Source organism: Bhargavaea cecembensis, from assembly GCF_001619585.1.
In the GTDB taxonomy this organism is placed as follows: domain Bacteria; phylum Bacillota; class Bacilli; order Bacillales_A; family Planococcaceae; genus Bhargavaea; species Bhargavaea cecembensis_A.
The window spans coordinates 335,936-350,950 of record NZ_LQNT01000001.1; the positions used below are offsets into that span (position 1 = coordinate 335,936).

Annotated in this window: 14 protein-coding genes; 13 read left to right on the forward strand and 1 reads right to left on the reverse strand. The window is 55.1% G+C overall.

The features are described 5' to 3' along the window. The 8 genes from AV656_RS01725 (at position 1) to AV656_RS01760 (ending at position 7,191) form a co-directional block, all read left to right on the forward strand. Positions 1-873: an aminoglycoside phosphotransferase family protein gene (locus tag AV656_RS01725; RefSeq protein WP_063178197.1), complete on the forward strand. Its 873-nt coding sequence runs from the start codon at positions 1-3 to the stop codon at positions 871-873. 399 nt (positions 874-1,272) lie between these two features. Further along, entirely contained in the window at positions 1,273-2,034 is a 762-nt protein-coding gene (locus AV656_RS01730; RefSeq protein ID WP_063178198.1) for a polysaccharide deacetylase family protein, read from the forward strand. A gap of 216 nt (positions 2,035-2,250) precedes the next feature. After that, positions 2,251-2,856 carry a Holliday junction branch migration protein RuvA gene (gene ruvA / locus AV656_RS01735; protein WP_063178199.1) on the forward strand — a complete coding sequence of 202 codons (606 nt, stop codon included), beginning with the start codon at positions 2,251-2,253 and terminating at the stop codon, positions 2,854-2,856. 44 nt (positions 2,857-2,900) lie between these two features. Beyond that, complete coding sequence (gene ruvB, locus AV656_RS01740; RefSeq protein ID WP_063178200.1) at positions 2,901-3,920, forward strand: Holliday junction branch migration DNA helicase RuvB; 1,020 nt, start codon at positions 2,901-2,903, stop codon at positions 3,918-3,920. After that, entirely contained in the window at positions 3,917-4,969 is a 1,053-nt protein-coding gene (gene queA / locus AV656_RS01745) for a tRNA preQ1(34) S-adenosylmethionine ribosyltransferase-isomerase QueA (RefSeq protein WP_063178202.1), read from the forward strand. Before ruvB ends, queA begins: the two co-directional genes overlap by 4 nt. Then, the gene (tgt, locus tag AV656_RS01750; RefSeq protein WP_063178204.1) at positions 4,966-6,108 is read left to right on the forward strand and encodes a tRNA guanosine(34) transglycosylase Tgt; all 1,143 of its coding nucleotides are present in this window, start codon (positions 4,966-4,968) and stop codon (positions 6,106-6,108) included. The genes queA and tgt overlap by 4 nt, the downstream gene beginning before the upstream one ends. A 39-nt stretch (positions 6,109-6,147) precedes the next feature. Then, positions 6,148-6,408 carry a preprotein translocase subunit YajC gene (yajC, locus tag AV656_RS01755; RefSeq protein ID WP_063178206.1) on the forward strand — a complete coding sequence of 87 codons (261 nt, stop codon included), beginning with the start codon at positions 6,148-6,150 and terminating at the stop codon, positions 6,406-6,408. A gap of 141 nt (positions 6,409-6,549) precedes the next feature. Then, a complete protein-coding gene (locus AV656_RS01760) occupies positions 6,550-7,191 on the forward strand; it encodes a DUF421 domain-containing protein (protein WP_063178208.1) in 642 nt (213 codons plus the stop codon). A gap of 3 nt (positions 7,192-7,194) precedes the next feature. Here AV656_RS01760 and AV656_RS01765 read toward each other — a convergent pair whose 3' ends face one another. Continuing rightward, positions 7,195-8,706 (reverse strand): putative polysaccharide biosynthesis protein, encoded by a 1,512-nt coding sequence (locus tag AV656_RS01765; protein ID WP_063178210.1) that lies wholly within the window; start codon positions 8,704-8,706, stop codon positions 7,195-7,197. Positions 8,707-8,800: 94 nt separating this feature from the next. On the opposite strand from AV656_RS01765, the gene AV656_RS01770 reads away from it, so the two are divergent. The 5 genes from AV656_RS01770 (at position 8,801) to AV656_RS01790 (ending at position 14,990) form a co-directional block, all read left to right on the forward strand. Further along, the gene (locus AV656_RS01770) at positions 8,801-9,154 is read left to right on the forward strand and encodes a post-transcriptional regulator (protein ID WP_063178212.1); all 354 of its coding nucleotides are present in this window, start codon (positions 8,801-8,803) and stop codon (positions 9,152-9,154) included. 116 nt (positions 9,155-9,270) lie between these two features. Then, positions 9,271-11,538 carry a protein translocase subunit SecDF gene (gene secDF, locus AV656_RS01775; RefSeq protein ID WP_063178214.1) on the forward strand — a complete coding sequence of 756 codons (2,268 nt, stop codon included), beginning with the start codon at positions 9,271-9,273 and terminating at the stop codon, positions 11,536-11,538. A 76-nt stretch (positions 11,539-11,614) separates the two neighbouring features. Further along, a complete protein-coding gene (locus AV656_RS01780) occupies positions 11,615-11,983 on the forward strand; it encodes a LapA family protein (RefSeq protein WP_063178216.1) in 369 nt (122 codons plus the stop codon). A gap of 149 nt (positions 11,984-12,132) precedes the next feature. Further along, a complete protein-coding gene (gene recJ / locus AV656_RS01785; protein ID WP_063178218.1) occupies positions 12,133-14,481 on the forward strand; it encodes a single-stranded-DNA-specific exonuclease RecJ in 2,349 nt (782 codons plus the stop codon). Next, on the forward strand, positions 14,472-14,990 hold the full coding sequence (locus AV656_RS01790) for an adenine phosphoribosyltransferase (protein ID WP_063178220.1): 519 nt from the start codon (positions 14,472-14,474) through the stop codon (positions 14,988-14,990). Before recJ ends, AV656_RS01790 begins: the two co-directional genes overlap by 10 nt. Positions 14,991-15,015 lie beyond the last annotated feature (25 nt).

Genomic DNA, 15,015 nt, shown 5'->3' on the forward strand with positions numbered 1-15,015 from the left:
ATGGCTGCCGGAGGCAACATCCGACAGATCAAGCAGAACGTCTGGAAATGGGACGTCGGCGGTAAGCGATATTCTCTGAAGAAATATGATTCCGTCCAGCAGGCACGAAAAGTAAGGCGGATTCATGAAGAACTTGAAAATATCGGCTTCCCGTATGTCCTGCCGATCATTGGTTCGGCGGATGAGCGGGCGGTCATCCAGCCTTGGCTGGACCGTGCCAGACCAGCCGACTATTCAAGCAGGGCAGGGCGGGATCGGACGCTATCCATTCTCCGCATACTGCATGGAACGTCCGATCAGGTGAACTGGGAAGGCACCGGGGTGCTCTACAGGTATCCGCTGATCCCCAAATGGGAAGACCGCCTTGCAAAGTTTCGCAATCAGAAAAAGAAACTGCTCCCTCTGATCGGAAGTGCAAATTATGACGCCATTGTCTATCACGCCGAGGAGGCGCTGAGGGCCATCAGGAAAACGTATGATCCGGAAGAGGACTGCACACTCCTTCACGGGGACGTCGTCCACCACAATTTCCTGAAGGGCCCGGATGGCAAGTACGTCATGATCGATTTTGACCTGGCATGCACCGGTCCGGCCGGTACGGAAACCGCGCTCTGGATCCACCGTGTCCTGCCGCATGTCGATTTCGACCTGGATTATCTGTGCGGCGAGCAGCCGGAACTTGCCTCACTTTCTGAGTCGTCGTTCAATCTGCTGCTTTACCCGAATGAACTGCTGAGGGAATGGCTGTACCTGCTGTCCCTTGACGAAGACAAACAGAAGCACATGAAAGTGAAGCTGGACCGGTTCACGGAAAAAGCCGTGTCCGCCTGGATCCCGCTCTGCTATCAGGTATCAAAGCACGCGGATCAATGAATGCTATTGCCGCGGGTCTCTTTCAGAGATGAGAGATCCACGGCATTTTTGTGCCAATAAACATCTGATATATTTATTATGTAAATACCAGCATGATGCCACCCCTGTCCCCATCCTCCTGCTTATGCCGGGAAGCGAAGAGAATAAAACTTCGTCAACTCGCGAAGGCCCGGATAACTGCATGATGAGAAACGTAAAACACCTAACTGAATGACGGTGAGCGGATGAGGAAAGGCAAATTAGGCGCCTGGCCGTCCGGCAGCTCCGCGAAAACACAGCAACCACCAGTCGGACAACACCAGCAAAGCTTAATGAAGGACATCCAAAAACGAACAGGGATTTACTCGGCTGATTGATGAATACTAACGGCATTAATCTGCTTGAGGGAGTGTGATCATCATGAAAAAAATGATATTGCCTTTAATCCTTATTATGGCCCTGTTTGTGGCAATTAAAAGTAGCAACGCTTCCGATAAAGGAAGACAATACTATGAGGAAGCGGGACAAATCCTTTGGGAAATCAACACCGAAGAGAAAGTCATTGCTTTGACTTTTGATGATGGTCCTCACCGGAAATATACGGCAGAAATATTGGATATCCTGGAAGAGTATGATGCGAGTGCGACATTCTTTGTAGTCGGAGCGCATGCTGAAAAGAACCCGGATCTCGTGCTCCGGATGTTTGACGAGGGACACGAAATAGCAAATCACACATACACCCACAAACGAAGGATGAGGACATCTGAATTAATCAGGGAAATCAGGAAAACACATGAGACAATTCACGCCATCACCGGAAACCAAACGAATTTATTCCGTCCTGTTGAAGGAATTTACACGGATGAGCAGGTAGAAGCCGTTTCAAAAGAAGGCTATAAATTAGTGATGTGGTCTTGGCACTTGGATACTTTGGACTGGAAAAATCCTGGGGTCAATAGAATAGTGAACAAAGTCACGGACGGGGCAAGAGAGGGAAATGTTGTACTTTTTCATGATGGCGGCGGTAATCGTCACCAAACTGTAGAAGCGTTAAAGCAAATCCTGCCGGAGTTTAAACGGAGAGGCTATAAATTTGTGACCATTTCAGACCTTATGGTTATAAAAGAAAATCATCAGCATGAAAAGCAAGTTGAGCTTGACAACCAAAATAAGAAAGATTAAAAAAGACAGGGCACTGACTAAACCACCCGGGTTTGGCCGGTGCTTTTAACTTCGTCTCATAGCATCTCCCCGGATCCTGGTAACTCATTTGGAAGGCCGCGGCTGTACGAGCCTTTTAAAATGGGATGCCAACGACTTACCACTCAAAACATCGTCCCGGAATGCGTTCTGACAATATGCTATAATCTACTCATTGTGGCAGAGGGGGAACACGGCTTGTACGATTACATAAAAGGGCGCATCACCAGGGTGACGCCCGAGTATATCACGGTTGAACAAGGCGGCATCGGTTATCAGGTGATCACGCCCAATCCGTATGTCTTCCATACGGATGAGGAAAAGCAGATCTTTACGCACCTCCATGTCAGGGAGGACGTGATGCAGCTCATCGGTTTCCAGGCTCCGGAGCAGCGGGAACTGTTCAGGAAGCTGATCACTGTCTCCGGTATCGGGCCCAAAGGGGCGCTGGCGATACTGGCCGGAGGGATGACCGCACAGGTCGTCGCAGCCATCGAGGCGGAAGATGAGAAGTTCCTCGTCAAATTCCCCGGCGTCGGCAAAAAGACCGCACGGCAGATCATTCTTGACCTGAAAGGAAAGCTGGACGGCGTGACGGATGAAGTCGTCTTCATGACGGAAACTGAGCCGGAAGCGGTTCTTGATTCAAATCACGATCTTGAAGAGGCGATGCTTGCACTCACTGCGCTCGGCTACTCGGAGCGGGAGCTCGCAAAGGTCCGGCCGAAGCTCGAGAAAGAATCCCTGGATCATACGGAAGCTTACATGAAGCGGGCGCTGGCACTGCTGCTGAAGCAGGGTTAAAAGGCGAACCGCTTTGAACAACCTGAAGGAAAGGAGGGGGACTGATGGGAGAACGGGTGATTTCCGGCGAAGCCTCCGCATTCGACGACGGGTTTGAGCAGTCGCTCAGACCCCAGCGGCTCGGTCAGTATATCGGTCAGGAACGGGTCAAACACAACCTCGGTATTTTCATCGAGGCGGCAAAACAGCGGGAGGAAAGCCTGGATCATGTGCTCCTCTACGGACCTCCGGGCCTCGGCAAGACGACGCTCGCCTCGGTCATCGCAAACGAGATGGGCGTCAATTTCCGGACGACGAGCGGTCCAGCGATCGAGCGTCCCGGGGACCTTGCAGCCATCGTCAGCTCGCTTGAGCCGGGGGACGTCCTGTTTATCGACGAGATCCACCGGCTGAGCCGTGCGGTTGAGGAAGTGCTGTATCCGGCGATGGAAGACTTTTGTCTCGACATCGTCGTCGGCAAGGGACCGGATGCAAGATCGATCCGTTTTGACCTGCCGCCGTTCACGCTGATCGGAGCCACCACGAGGGCCGGCTCCCTGTCTGCCCCGCTCCGGGACCGGTTCGGCGTGCCGCTCCGGCTCGACTATTATGACCGGGCAGCGCTGGCAGAGATTGTCGTGAGGAGTGCCGATATTTTCGAAGCCCCGATTACACGGGAAGCGGCGGAGGAGATGGCGATGCGGTCACGCGGTACGCCGCGGATCGCCAACCGCCTGCTCCGTCGCGTCAGGGACTTTGCACAGGTGCGCGGGAACGGGCAGATCACGCTTCCCGCTGCACAGGAAGCCCTGGAGCTGCTCCAGGTCGACTCTCACGGCCTGGACAGCATCGACCATAAATTGCTCCTTTCCATGATTGAGCGGTTCCGGGGCGGTCCGGTCGGCCTTGACACGATCGCCGCGAGCATCGGAGAAGAATCGGCCACGATTGAAGATGTCTATGAACCTTACCTGCTGCAGATCGGATTCCTGCAGCGTACACCACGCGGGCGTGTGGTCACACCGCGCGCCTATGAACATTTCGGCATGGAAATGCCGGACGACGGAAGAAGGAACCAACCATGAATGTAGAAGATTTTGATTTTCATCTGCCGGAAGAACTGATCGCGCAGACTCCGCTAAAAGAACGGACGGCATCCCGGCTGCTCGTCGTGGACCGGGAAACCGGCAATTTCGAGGACCGCAAGTTTTCGGATATCCTCGGGTATTTCGAACCGGGCGACTGCCTGGTCCTGAACGATACAAAGGTTCTCCCGGCCCGTCTTTTGGGAACGAAAGAAGAGACGGGGGCCACGATAGAAGTTCTGCTTTTGACGGACAAGGGCGGGGACGAGTGGGAGACGCTCGTCAAACCGGCAAAGCGAGTGAAGCCGGGAACGGTCGTGACATTCGGTGACGGGCTGCTCAAGGCGGAATGCACCGGTCTGGGAGACCACGGCGGGCGGACGTTCAAGTTCACCTATGAAGGCATTTTCTATGAAGTGCTCGACCGGCTGGGAGAAATGCCCCTGCCGCCTTATATCCACGAAAAGCTGGATGACCGTGACCGATACCAGACTGTATTCGCAAAGGAACGCGGCTCGGCGGCGGCACCGACGGCAGGGCTCCATTTCACTGAGGAACTGCTGGGCAAGATCCGGGATAAAGGAGTCGAGATCGTCTTCATCACGCTCCATGTCGGGCTCGGCACATTCCGCCCGGTGAGCGTCGACACGATCGAGAGCCATGAGATGCACTCCGAGTATTACAGTGTCTCCGAAGAAGCTGCCGCAGCGATCCGGAAAACGAAGGAAGCGGGCGGCCGTGTGATTGCGGTCGGCACGACATCGACCCGGACGCTTGAGACGATCGCCACCGAACATGGCGGAGAGATTGTCGCCGCCGGCGGCTGGACATCGATCTTCATCTACCCGGGATATGAATACAAGGCAATCGACGGGCTCATCACCAACTTCCACCTGCCGAAGTCGACACTGATCATGCTCGTGTCAGCCTTCTCGTCCCGGGATATTATCCTGAATGCATACAGGCATGCGGTGGACGAGCGTTACCGGTTCTTCAGCTTCGGTGACGCGATGTTCCTGAAGCCTCCAAAGAAAGGGAGAAGCGAATGACTCCAGCGATCACCTATGAACTGATCAAAAAAGACAAGCAGACGGGTGCACGGCTCGGCATCGTCCATACGCCGCACGGCTCGTTCGAGACTCCGGCATTCATGCCGGTCGGTACACAGGCCACCGTCAAGACAATGTCACCGGAAGACCTTAAAGAGATGAAGTCCGGAATCATCCTGAGCAACACGTACCATCTATGGCTCCGCCCGGGCCATGACATCATCAGGGAAGCGGGGGGCCTTCACAAATTCATGAACTGGGACCGCGCCATCCTGACCGACTCCGGCGGATTCCAGGTTTTCTCGCTGAGTGACATGAGGAAAATCGAGGAAGAAGGCGTCCATTTCCGCCACCACCTCGACGGCAGCAAGCTGTTCCTCAGCCCCGAAAAAGCGATGGAAATCCAGAATGCGCTCGGTTCGGATATCATGATGGCATTCGATGAATGTCCGCCATATCCTGCATCCCATGAATACATGAAGGCGAGTGTCGAGCGGACGTCCCGCTGGGCGGAACGTTGCCTGGAGGCGCACAGCCGCCCGGGGGACCAGGGACTGTTCGGCATCGTCCAGGGCGGCGAGTTCGAAGACCTGCGTCGCCAGAGCGCTCAGGACCTCATCTCGCTCGACTTCCCCGGCTATGCGGTAGGGGGCCTTTCTGTCGGAGAGCCGAAGGACGTCATGAACCGGGTACTCGATTTCACAACGCCGCTTCTGCCCGAAGGAAAACCGCGCTATCTGATGGGCGTCGGATCTCCGGATGCGCTCATCGACGGGTCGATCCGGGGCATCGACATGTTCGACTGCGTATTGCCGACACGGATTGCCCGCAACGGAACACTCATGACGAGTGAAGGGCGTCTTGTTGTCAAAAACGCAAAGTTTGCGCGCGATTTCCGGCCGCTGGACGAGAATTGCGACTGCTATGTATGCCAAAATTATAGCCGCGCCTACATCCGCCACTTGATTAAGGCGGAAGAGTCGTTCGGCATCCGGCTGACATCCTACCACAATCTGTACTTCCTCATGAACTTGATGGAGCAGGTCAGGCAGGCCATAAGGGAAGACCGTCTCGGTGATTTCCGTGAAGAGTTCTTTGAACAGTATGGATACAACAAACCAAATGCAAAAAACTTCTGAAGCTTGTATACTTGTACCATACAGAAAGGGGGAAAATAAATGGAAACATTAGTAGCCCTGATGCCGCTGATTCTGATGTTCGCCGTCATGTGGTTCTTCCTGATCCGCCCGGCGCAAAAGCGGCAGAAAGCCACACAGAAAATGCAAAATGAAATTCAGCGCGGCGACAAAATCGTCACAATCGGCGGCCTTCACGGCACGGTCGATGCAGTCGATGATGCGACCGTGTTTGTGAAATGCGCCGACGGAACCCGTCTCCAGTTCGAACGCGCGGCTATCGGCCGTGTGCTCGACAACTGATCCGTCTAAATGACCGCAGGCACAGCGGGTGAGTCCCACTGTGCCTGCGGTTTTTTGTGTTTTCTAAACGAGGTACCTTCGCCCGACACGTTGAATGTTTCCCGCACCGATGCCCATACTGAACGGGAAAAGAGGTGCATCATGGAAGATTTTCTGACAGTGGTATGGCGGACGGTGTTCCTGTATGTGCTGCTCATCATTGTGCTTCGGCTGATGGGAAAGCGGGAGCTCGGGGAACTGAGCGTTGTCGACCTCGTCATTTCCGTCCTGATGGCCGAAGTGGCTGCGTTTGCTCTGGAAGACCCGAAGAGTTCGATGTTTTTGGCCATCTTGCCGATTATCGTCCTGCTCATCATTCAGGTTTCGGCCTCTTACTTCTCCCTCAAAAGCAAAAAGTTCCGGGATGTCGTCGAGGGAGACCCCGCGGTCATCATCCGGAACGGTGTGATTGAGGAACAGAATATGAGAAAACAGCGATACAACATCGACGATCTGCTTCAGCAGCTCAGGGAGCAGCAAGTGGCTTCCGTACGGAACGTGGCCTATGCTTTCCTGGAGCCGAGCGGAAACTTGGCGGTGTTCGAAAAAGACAGCGACCGTCCGATTCTGCCGCTGATCTCCGATGGTGTGGTCCAGACCGAGCACCTTCCCCTGATCGGCAAGGACATGAACTGGCTGATGGGGGAATTGGAAGCAGCAGGCTATACCGGACCGGAACAAATCTTTTTCTGTACCGTTGACAAGGATGGCATCCACATTCAGAAAAAGGGCAAGACGGGCTGATGATCAGAACCGCTTGGCGAGCTTGCGGACCGTCTGCAGATCAGAAAGCCGGAAATACCGGAACAGCAAGAGCAGTATAAGAAGGAAGCCAGATGTGACAATGATATCGCCGAGCATCCCGAACGGCACTTCCTCAATCAGCAGCGGCCGGGCGACCACGGTCAGGATAAAGGACAGATACGGAATGACGAACATCGTGAAACCGGTGGAGGCATCCCGTTTTTTGCGCAGTGTTGCGATATGAAGAAATGAGGTCACAAGCACTCCGAAACCGATGGCCATGACGGCACCCGCTTCCTGAAGGCCCGGCTGTGAAGCCAGGACGAACATGACCAGCAACTTCCCGATTCCTCCATAGACGGAGTTCATCATTGCGGCCTTTGCCTCCTGCATCGCCTGGAGGATGGAGTGAAGGGGACCCTGGATATAGTAGAAGAAGAAAATCGGTGCAAGCATCAGCATATATGCCCCGCCGTCAGAGATATGAAACAGCTTGACCGCCATCTCTTCGCCGTGGAGGAAAAACACAGCGGCGGCAACGCTTCCCGTTATCGCTGAAATCCGGAGCGACAGATGGATGCGCTCCCGCAGAAGACGGACATCATTCAGTGCAACTGCACTTGAGACAGCAGGGACGAGGACGACGGACAGTGCATGCGAGATAAAGGCCGGGAACAGCAGCAACGGGATGAGGACACCCGAGATCACACCGTACAGCGAAGTCGCAGCTGTGACACCGATTCCTGCCATGCCGAGCGCACGGATAAAGACAATTGGCTCCAGAAACCAGGTGAATGATCCGAACAGCCGGCTCCCGGATGACGGAAGAGAGACGGACAGGATCGGGCGCAGAGGGTAAAAGCCCTTCGCATCTTGTTTTTTAGCCTTTTTGACCTGGCGGTACTTGATATACAGATAAAGCAGGGTCGCGACTTCAGCCGCTCCGGTGATGGCCATTGCGTAGCCGGCCGTCATCGCAGGGCGGGACGGGTCGGCAAAGAACGGAAGAAGAAAGCTGATGAGGGCAATCCGGACTGTCTGTTCGAGAATTTGTGACCAGGCTGTCTCTTCGATGCGGGCAATGCCCTGAAAATACCCCCGGATCAGCCCTGATGCGGTCGCTATCGGCAGTGCGGCCATCGAGATGTACAGGACGACAGAAGTCTCCGGATTTCCGAGAAGCGTCCCGGACAAATAGGGAACGCCCAGGATGAGCATCGGGAGGAGGACAATTGAAGCGGCGACGGACAGGATGACCGATGTTCGCATCACCTGCTGGAGGCCGCTCCGTTCACCTTTTGCGTGCAGTTCCGCGATGACCTTGGCGACGCCGATCGGCAGGCCGAGCTGGATCAGCGCAAGGAAGAAGATGAACGCCGGATAGGCGGTCATGTAAGTGCCGACCGCTTCTTCCCCTGCAACCCGCATAAATTGCATCCGGTAGATGAAGCCGAAAAACTTGGACAGGAAGACCGCGCCCATCAGGATGACGGTGCCCCGGAAAAATGTCGACACATTGAACACTTCCTTCTCATGGTGGCCGAAATCTTATACAATATCCGTATGCGGGAGCAAGGGCCCGTACGACTCACCCGGAGGATGTGACAACGTGGTTCAGGAAGGTTTCGGGAATCTCTTTGAGAGGGTCCGTCCGGCGCTTTCGAACAAAGCCGATGAATTCAGTTTCTACGGCTACGGTTCCGTCACGGAAGAGGATCTGTGGACATACTGCATCGGAAAGCTGTGGCGCAAAAAGGATCCGGCGACGATTCAGGTCCATGAGGCCGTGGGTGACATCCTGTCCATCTCTCCCACACGCTACATGACCCACACGCAGGTGGAAGGATTCAAAAAAGCAGCCGAAAGCAGCGGTTTTGCCGGGCTGGATGAGGAAGAATTCCGTGAGCTCCTCGCTCCAAAAGGTCGAAAAGGGGAGCCAAAAACAGCCAATAGGCCGAATTGACACGACAGGCAACGTGTTCCATAATGGAACTGTTGCTTTTTTTGTGCGTCTATAAAAAGGTGTCCGCAAGTAGAAGGACACTGTCTTTTTCTTCGAATTGAATAGGGGGAACACATATGAAAACTCGTGGGCGCATAGTCGCTTTTCTTTTGCTCTTGGTACTCTTTGCCACAACAATTGGCGGAACGGGCAAGCAGATCGCCCAGGAAGTCAATCTCGGCCTGGACCTTCAGGGCGGTTTCGAAGTGCTTTACCAGGTGGAACCGCTTCGTGAAGGCCAGGAGATCACCGAAGAGGTTGTGGCTGATACCGCCCGGGCGCTGACCGACCGGATTGACGTGCTGGGCGTGAGTGAGCCGAGCATCCAGATCGAGTCCGGAAATCGGATCCGTGTCCAGCTGGCCGGCGTCGAGGATCAGGAGTCGGCACGGGAGTTGCTGTCCACACAGGCCAACCTGACATTCCGCGACACCAATGATCGCCTGATGCTAGACGGTGATGATCTGGTGGAAGGCGGTGCCAAGTCAACGTTCAGTGATCAGGGACAGCCGATCGTCACGCTTCAGTTGAAGAGCGCTGAGAAGTTCGGAGAGGTCACCTCCGAAATCGCCTCGATGGCCCCGAACAACCAGCTTGTCATCTGGCTCGACTTTGAAGAGGGCGTTGACAGCTTTGCAGAGGAAGCGACGAAACAAGAGCCGAAATTCATCTCCGCTCCGAATGTTTCCAAGCCGATCCTTTCATCGGATGTCGAGATTTCAGGCTCGTTCACGGTTGACGAAACCAAACATCTGGCCGGTATCCTGAATGCGGGGGCGCTTCCGGTCAATCTGGAAGAAATCTATTCGACTTCGGTTGGAGCCCAGTTCGGTGAGCAGGCACTTGAGCAGACAGTCATCGCCGCGGCGATCGGCATCGCTCTTGTCCTTCTCTTCATGCTCGTTTACTACCGGGTAGCGGGCTTTGTGGCACTGGCTACGCTGTCCGTGTATGTTTATCTGGTACTGCTCGTCTTTAATCTCCTGAATGGTGTTCTTACGCTTCCGGGCATCGCGGCGCTCGTGCTCGGTGTCGGGATGGCGGTCGATGCCAACATCCTGACGTACGAGCGGATCCGTGAGGAGCTCCGGATCGGCGGTACGGTGAAGGAAGCATTCAAGGCAGGGGCAAAATCCTCCTTTACGGCGATCCTTGACGCGAATATCACCACGCTGATTGCGGCTGGTGTCCTGTTCGTCTTCGGGACAAGCTCCGTCAAAGGGTTTGCGACGATGCTCATCCTGTCGATCCTGCTCAGCTTTGTCACCGCGGTCTGGGGATCGCGCCTGCTGCTCGGGCTGCTTGTGCACAGCGGAATACTGGACGGCAAGCCCGGTGCTTTCGGCCTTTCGAAAAAGTATATCCATTCCAAAGAGGAAGAGATGGATGTCCTCGAACTCACAACGAGATTCGACCGTTTTGATTTCGCAGGGAACCGGAAAAAGTTCTTTACGGCCTCCATCATCTTCCTGATTGCTGGCGCAGTCGTCCTAGGAATGTTCAGGCTCAACCTCGGAATCGACTTCTCGAGCGGTACCCGTGTGGAAGTGCTGTCCAATGAGCCGCTGACCCAGGAAGAGGTAGCCGCTACTCTTGAAGAGGCCGGCCACCCGACCGAAGATATTCTGATTTCGGGCGAAAACAAGGATATGGCTGTCTTCCGATACAAGGAAGATTTGAGTCAGGGCGAGATCAACGGGCTCAAAGCGGAACTCAGTGAGCTTTACGGCCATGAGCCGAATATCAGCACCGTTTCTCCTACTGTCGGGCGGGAGCTGGCGGAAAATGCGGTCAAGGCACTGGCCATTGCCATGCTCGGGATCATCATCTATGTGGCCTTCCGATTTGAATGGCGGATGGGTGTTGCCTCAATCGTCGGCCTTCTGCATGACGCATTCTTCATGGTTGCACTCTTCAGCCTGCTGAGGCTTGAAGTCGACATCACCTTCATCGCCGCCGTCCTGACCATTGTCGGGTACTCGATCAATGATACGATCGTCACCTTCGACCGGATCCGGGAGAATCTGCACAAGATGAAGAAGATTGAGACGGAAGATGACCTGAAAAAAGTGGTCAACAAATCGCTCCGGCAGACGCTTGGGCGCTCTGTCAACACTGTGCTAACTGTTGTCCTCGTTGTCCTGGCACTGATCTTCTTCGGAGCCGAATCGATCCGCAACTTCTCGCTTGCACTGCTGTTCGGCCTGATCGCCGGTACCTACTCGTCGATCTTCATCGCAGCGCAACTGTGGCTGCAGCTCAAAAAGAGGGAGATCAACAAGAAAGGGACGCTCGACGTCCAGAAAAAAGAAAAGAACTGGGGCTCCGATGAACCGGTCGTCTGACCAGGTTTCCGCTCCGGAATGGACAGGGTATACATCTGTATGCCCTGTCTTTTTTTGTATGGAAAGGAGGACCGCCATGAAATTCCAGTGGACATTGCTTTTGGGCCTCATCCTTGCCATCATTGTGGCCTGGTTCGCGATCGTCAATGTGGATCCGGTACCGGTGAACTATGTATTCGGGACGTCTGAATGGCCGCTCATCATCGTAATTCTGGTTTCGGCGCTGCTCGGTGCCGCGGTGAGCGGATTCGTGTCGATGTTCCGCACCATCATGCAGCAGCGGAAGATCAAAAGGCTGGAGCGTGAGGTGAACGAGAAGGAAATCATGATCGCTGACCAGCAAAACGAAATTGCCACGCTTCAGCATGCCGCTTCGGCATTTACTCCCGAGGAGGATGCAGAGATTCGTGACAACAACCTAGGCGGCGACAGCCGCAACTCCTGACAACCTGTCAGGAGTTTTTTATTTTCCCGGCAATAAAGGGACCGCAATGAAACCGGCTGCCTCCGGAGTACGGGATGTGATTTCAAGTTATGCCAAGCCGGGTACTGGGGCACATTCTCATGTATAATAGACTCCAAGGAAGTGATGGAATGATAGAATCGATGAAGCGCTGGAGGACGCAGGACAACAACACCGAGGCGGCGGAACAGCTCCGTAGGGCCCTCGGGCTTTCGCCGATTGCGGCGAAGGTTCTGGCTTCCCGGGGATTCACGGACCCGGAAAAAGCGTCCGCGTTCATCCGGATCGGTCTGGAAAGCTGGCACGATCCGTTTCTCATGAAAGATATGGACAAGGCAGTCGAACTGATCCATAAACATATCCGGACAGGGCGGAGGATCGCCGTCTACGGGGATTATGATGCGGACGGCGTCACCAGCACGACTGTCCTTATGAAAGCATTGCTTGCTCTTGGTGCAGATGCCTTCTATGTCATCCCAAACCGATTTAAACACGGGTATGGCCCGAATACCGACCTGTTCCGCGAAGTCTACGAACGCGGAGCCTCACTGATCGTGACGGTCGACAACGGCATTTCCGGCAATGAGCAAGTGGCTGCGGCCAAAGAGATGGGCATGGATGTGATCATCACGGATCACCACGAGCCCGGCGAAGTCCTGCCGCAGGCGGATGCCATCATTCATCCGCGGCATCCGGAAGGGAACTACCCGTTCGGGGAGCTTGCCGGTGTCGGGGTGGCACTAAAAGTTGCCCATGCACTGACCGGCGAATTTCCGGCAGACTCACTGATTTTCGGAGCGATCGGCACTGTTGCCGACCTCGTCCCGTTGCATGATGAGAACCGGTTCATCGTCAGGATGGGCATTGAGAAGTTGAGGAACACTTCGAATCCGGCCGTCCGGGCGCTTAGCAGCGTGTCGGATGTGCGTCAGCCGGAAATCAATGAAGAGACCATTGGTTTTGCATTCGGCCCGAGGATCAATGCGCTCGGAAGGCTGGGGGACGCGGAGCCGGCCGTCCGTATGTTCCTTACGGAAGATGCGGCGGAAGCCTCGATGCTTGCCGCACAGCTGAATGACCGAAATAAGGAACGGCAGAAGATGGTCGCCTCCATCGCCGATGAGGCGATCGCGCAGATCGAGGATACGTATGGTGATGCGGTCCCTCATGTGCTGACGGTCGCGGGAGAAGGATGGAATCCGGGTGTCGTCGGAATCGTTGCATCGAGGATCACGGAAAAGTATTACCGTCCTTCGATCGTGCTCGCGCTGGACCCGGAAAAGGGCATTGCGAAAGGATCTGCAAGAAGCATCGAGGGCTTCCACATGTACCGGGAGCTCAAGAAAAATGCGGATCTCGTCCCGCACTTCGGAGGCCACCCGATGGCAGCAGGTCTGACACTGCCGATCGGACATGTCGGACAGCTTCGGGAGAATCTCATCATGCAGGGCGAGGAAGTGCTGACGGATGAGGACCTGATCCCCACACTGGACGTAGACGTCCGGCTGACATTGGATGAAGTCGATATCGCGTCGATCGAATCCCTGACTGAACTCGGTCCGTACGGTGTCGGCTTTGCCAAGCCGGTTTACTGCCTGCCCGATCTGGGCGTGGAGTCGAGCCGTAAAATCGGGTCGATGAAAAACCATCTCAAGCTCAGCGTATCGGACGGTGCCAACACGCTGGATGTCGTCGGATTCGGGCTCGGCCATCTGGAGGACCAGCTGACACCGGATGCGCGTGTCAGCCTTGCGGGGGATTTGCAGATCAACGAGTGGAACGGCAGGAAAAAGCCGCAGCTCATGCTGACCGACCTCAAATCGGACGGCTGGCAGCTGTTTGATGTGCGCGGGGAGCGCCTGCTGTCCAGATGGCTTCCTACCATACCGGATGATGCAGTATTCGTCGCCTTCAGAAAGGAAAGTGTCCGGAAGTTCCGCGCAGACACCGGGAAAGACATTGTGCAGCCTGCGGAGCTGGACCCTGCGCGTTCGTCTGCACTCGTTCTTTTGGATCTTCCCGACTCCCTGGAACAGCTTGAAGGACTTCTCGGTTCCTGCGGTCCGTCCCGGATCTATGCACATTTCCATGTGCCGGAATCCCGCTATTTCATGGGCATTCCGGACAGGAAGCAGTTCGGCTGGTATTATGCGTTCCTGAAGCAGCAGGGCAGCTTTCACGTGATGCGCGAAGGGGAGCGGCTTGCCAAGCACAAAGGCTGGAGCCGGGACACGGTTATTTTTATGACAAAGGTGTTTTTTGAGCTCGGTTTTGTTACAATGGAGGACGGACTCGCCGCAGTCGTGGGCAACCCGCCTAAGCGGGACCTGTCCGAATCAGAAACGTATTCTGGGCTGGAGCGGCGGATCGATATAGAGCAGACTTTACTTTATTCGCCCTATCAGGAATTACGGCGGGTCATCGGCAGCATCCTGGATGCGCCCGAACCCGCCCGGGAGGAGCAACAACTATGGATTTAAAGCAATATGTGACGATTGTCGAGAACTATCCGAAGGAGGGCATCAGCTTCAAGGATATTACGACGATCATGGACAATGGTCCAGTCTATAAATACGCGACCGACCAGATCGTGGAGTACGCGAAGAAAGTCGGGGCGGAAATCATTGTCGGTCCGGAAGCACGCGGATTTATCATCGGGTGCCCGGTTGCTTATGCACTCGGCATCGGCTTCGCGCCTGTCCGGAAGGAAGGCAAGCTTCCGCGCGAAACGATCAGGGTCGAGTACGGCCTCGAGTATGGCAAAGATGTCCTGACCATCCACCGTGATGCGATCAAACCGGGACAGAAAGTCCTGATTGTCGACGATCTCCTGGCTACCGGCGGCACAGTCGAAGCCACCGTCAAGCTGGTTGAAGAGCTCGGCGGCGAAGTGGCCGGCTGCGCCTTCCTCATCGAACTTTCCTACCTGGACGGCCGTGAACGCCTGAAAGGCTACGATGTGCACGCACTGATGAAATACGAAGACTGATTCGGCCCCCGGCGGAAGCCGGGGG

Coding starts and splice junctions, on each gene's coding strand:
- AV656_RS01725 (WP_063178197.1), top strand. CDS start 1: ATGGCTGCCGGAGGCAACATCCGACAGATCAAGCAGAACGTCTGGAAA.
- AV656_RS01730 (WP_063178198.1), top strand. CDS start 1,273: ATGAAAAAAATGATATTGCCTTTAATCCTTATTATGGCCCTGTTTGTG.
- ruvB (WP_063178200.1), top strand. CDS start 2,901: ATGGGAGAACGGGTGATTTCCGGCGAAGCCTCCGCATTCGACGACGGG.
- queA (WP_063178202.1), top strand. CDS start 3,917: ATGAATGTAGAAGATTTTGATTTTCATCTGCCGGAAGAACTGATCGCG.
- tgt (WP_063178204.1), top strand. CDS start 4,966: ATGACTCCAGCGATCACCTATGAACTGATCAAAAAAGACAAGCAGACG.
- yajC (WP_063178206.1), top strand. CDS start 6,148: ATGGAAACATTAGTAGCCCTGATGCCGCTGATTCTGATGTTCGCCGTC.
- AV656_RS01760 (WP_063178208.1), top strand. CDS start 6,550: ATGGAAGATTTTCTGACAGTGGTATGGCGGACGGTGTTCCTGTATGTG.
- secDF (WP_063178214.1), top strand. CDS start 9,271: ATGAAAACTCGTGGGCGCATAGTCGCTTTTCTTTTGCTCTTGGTACTC.
- AV656_RS01780 (WP_063178216.1), top strand. CDS start 11,615: ATGAAATTCCAGTGGACATTGCTTTTGGGCCTCATCCTTGCCATCATT.
- recJ (WP_063178218.1), top strand. CDS start 12,133: ATGATAGAATCGATGAAGCGCTGGAGGACGCAGGACAACAACACCGAG.
- AV656_RS01790 (WP_063178220.1), top strand. CDS start 14,472: ATGGATTTAAAGCAATATGTGACGATTGTCGAGAACTATCCGAAGGAG.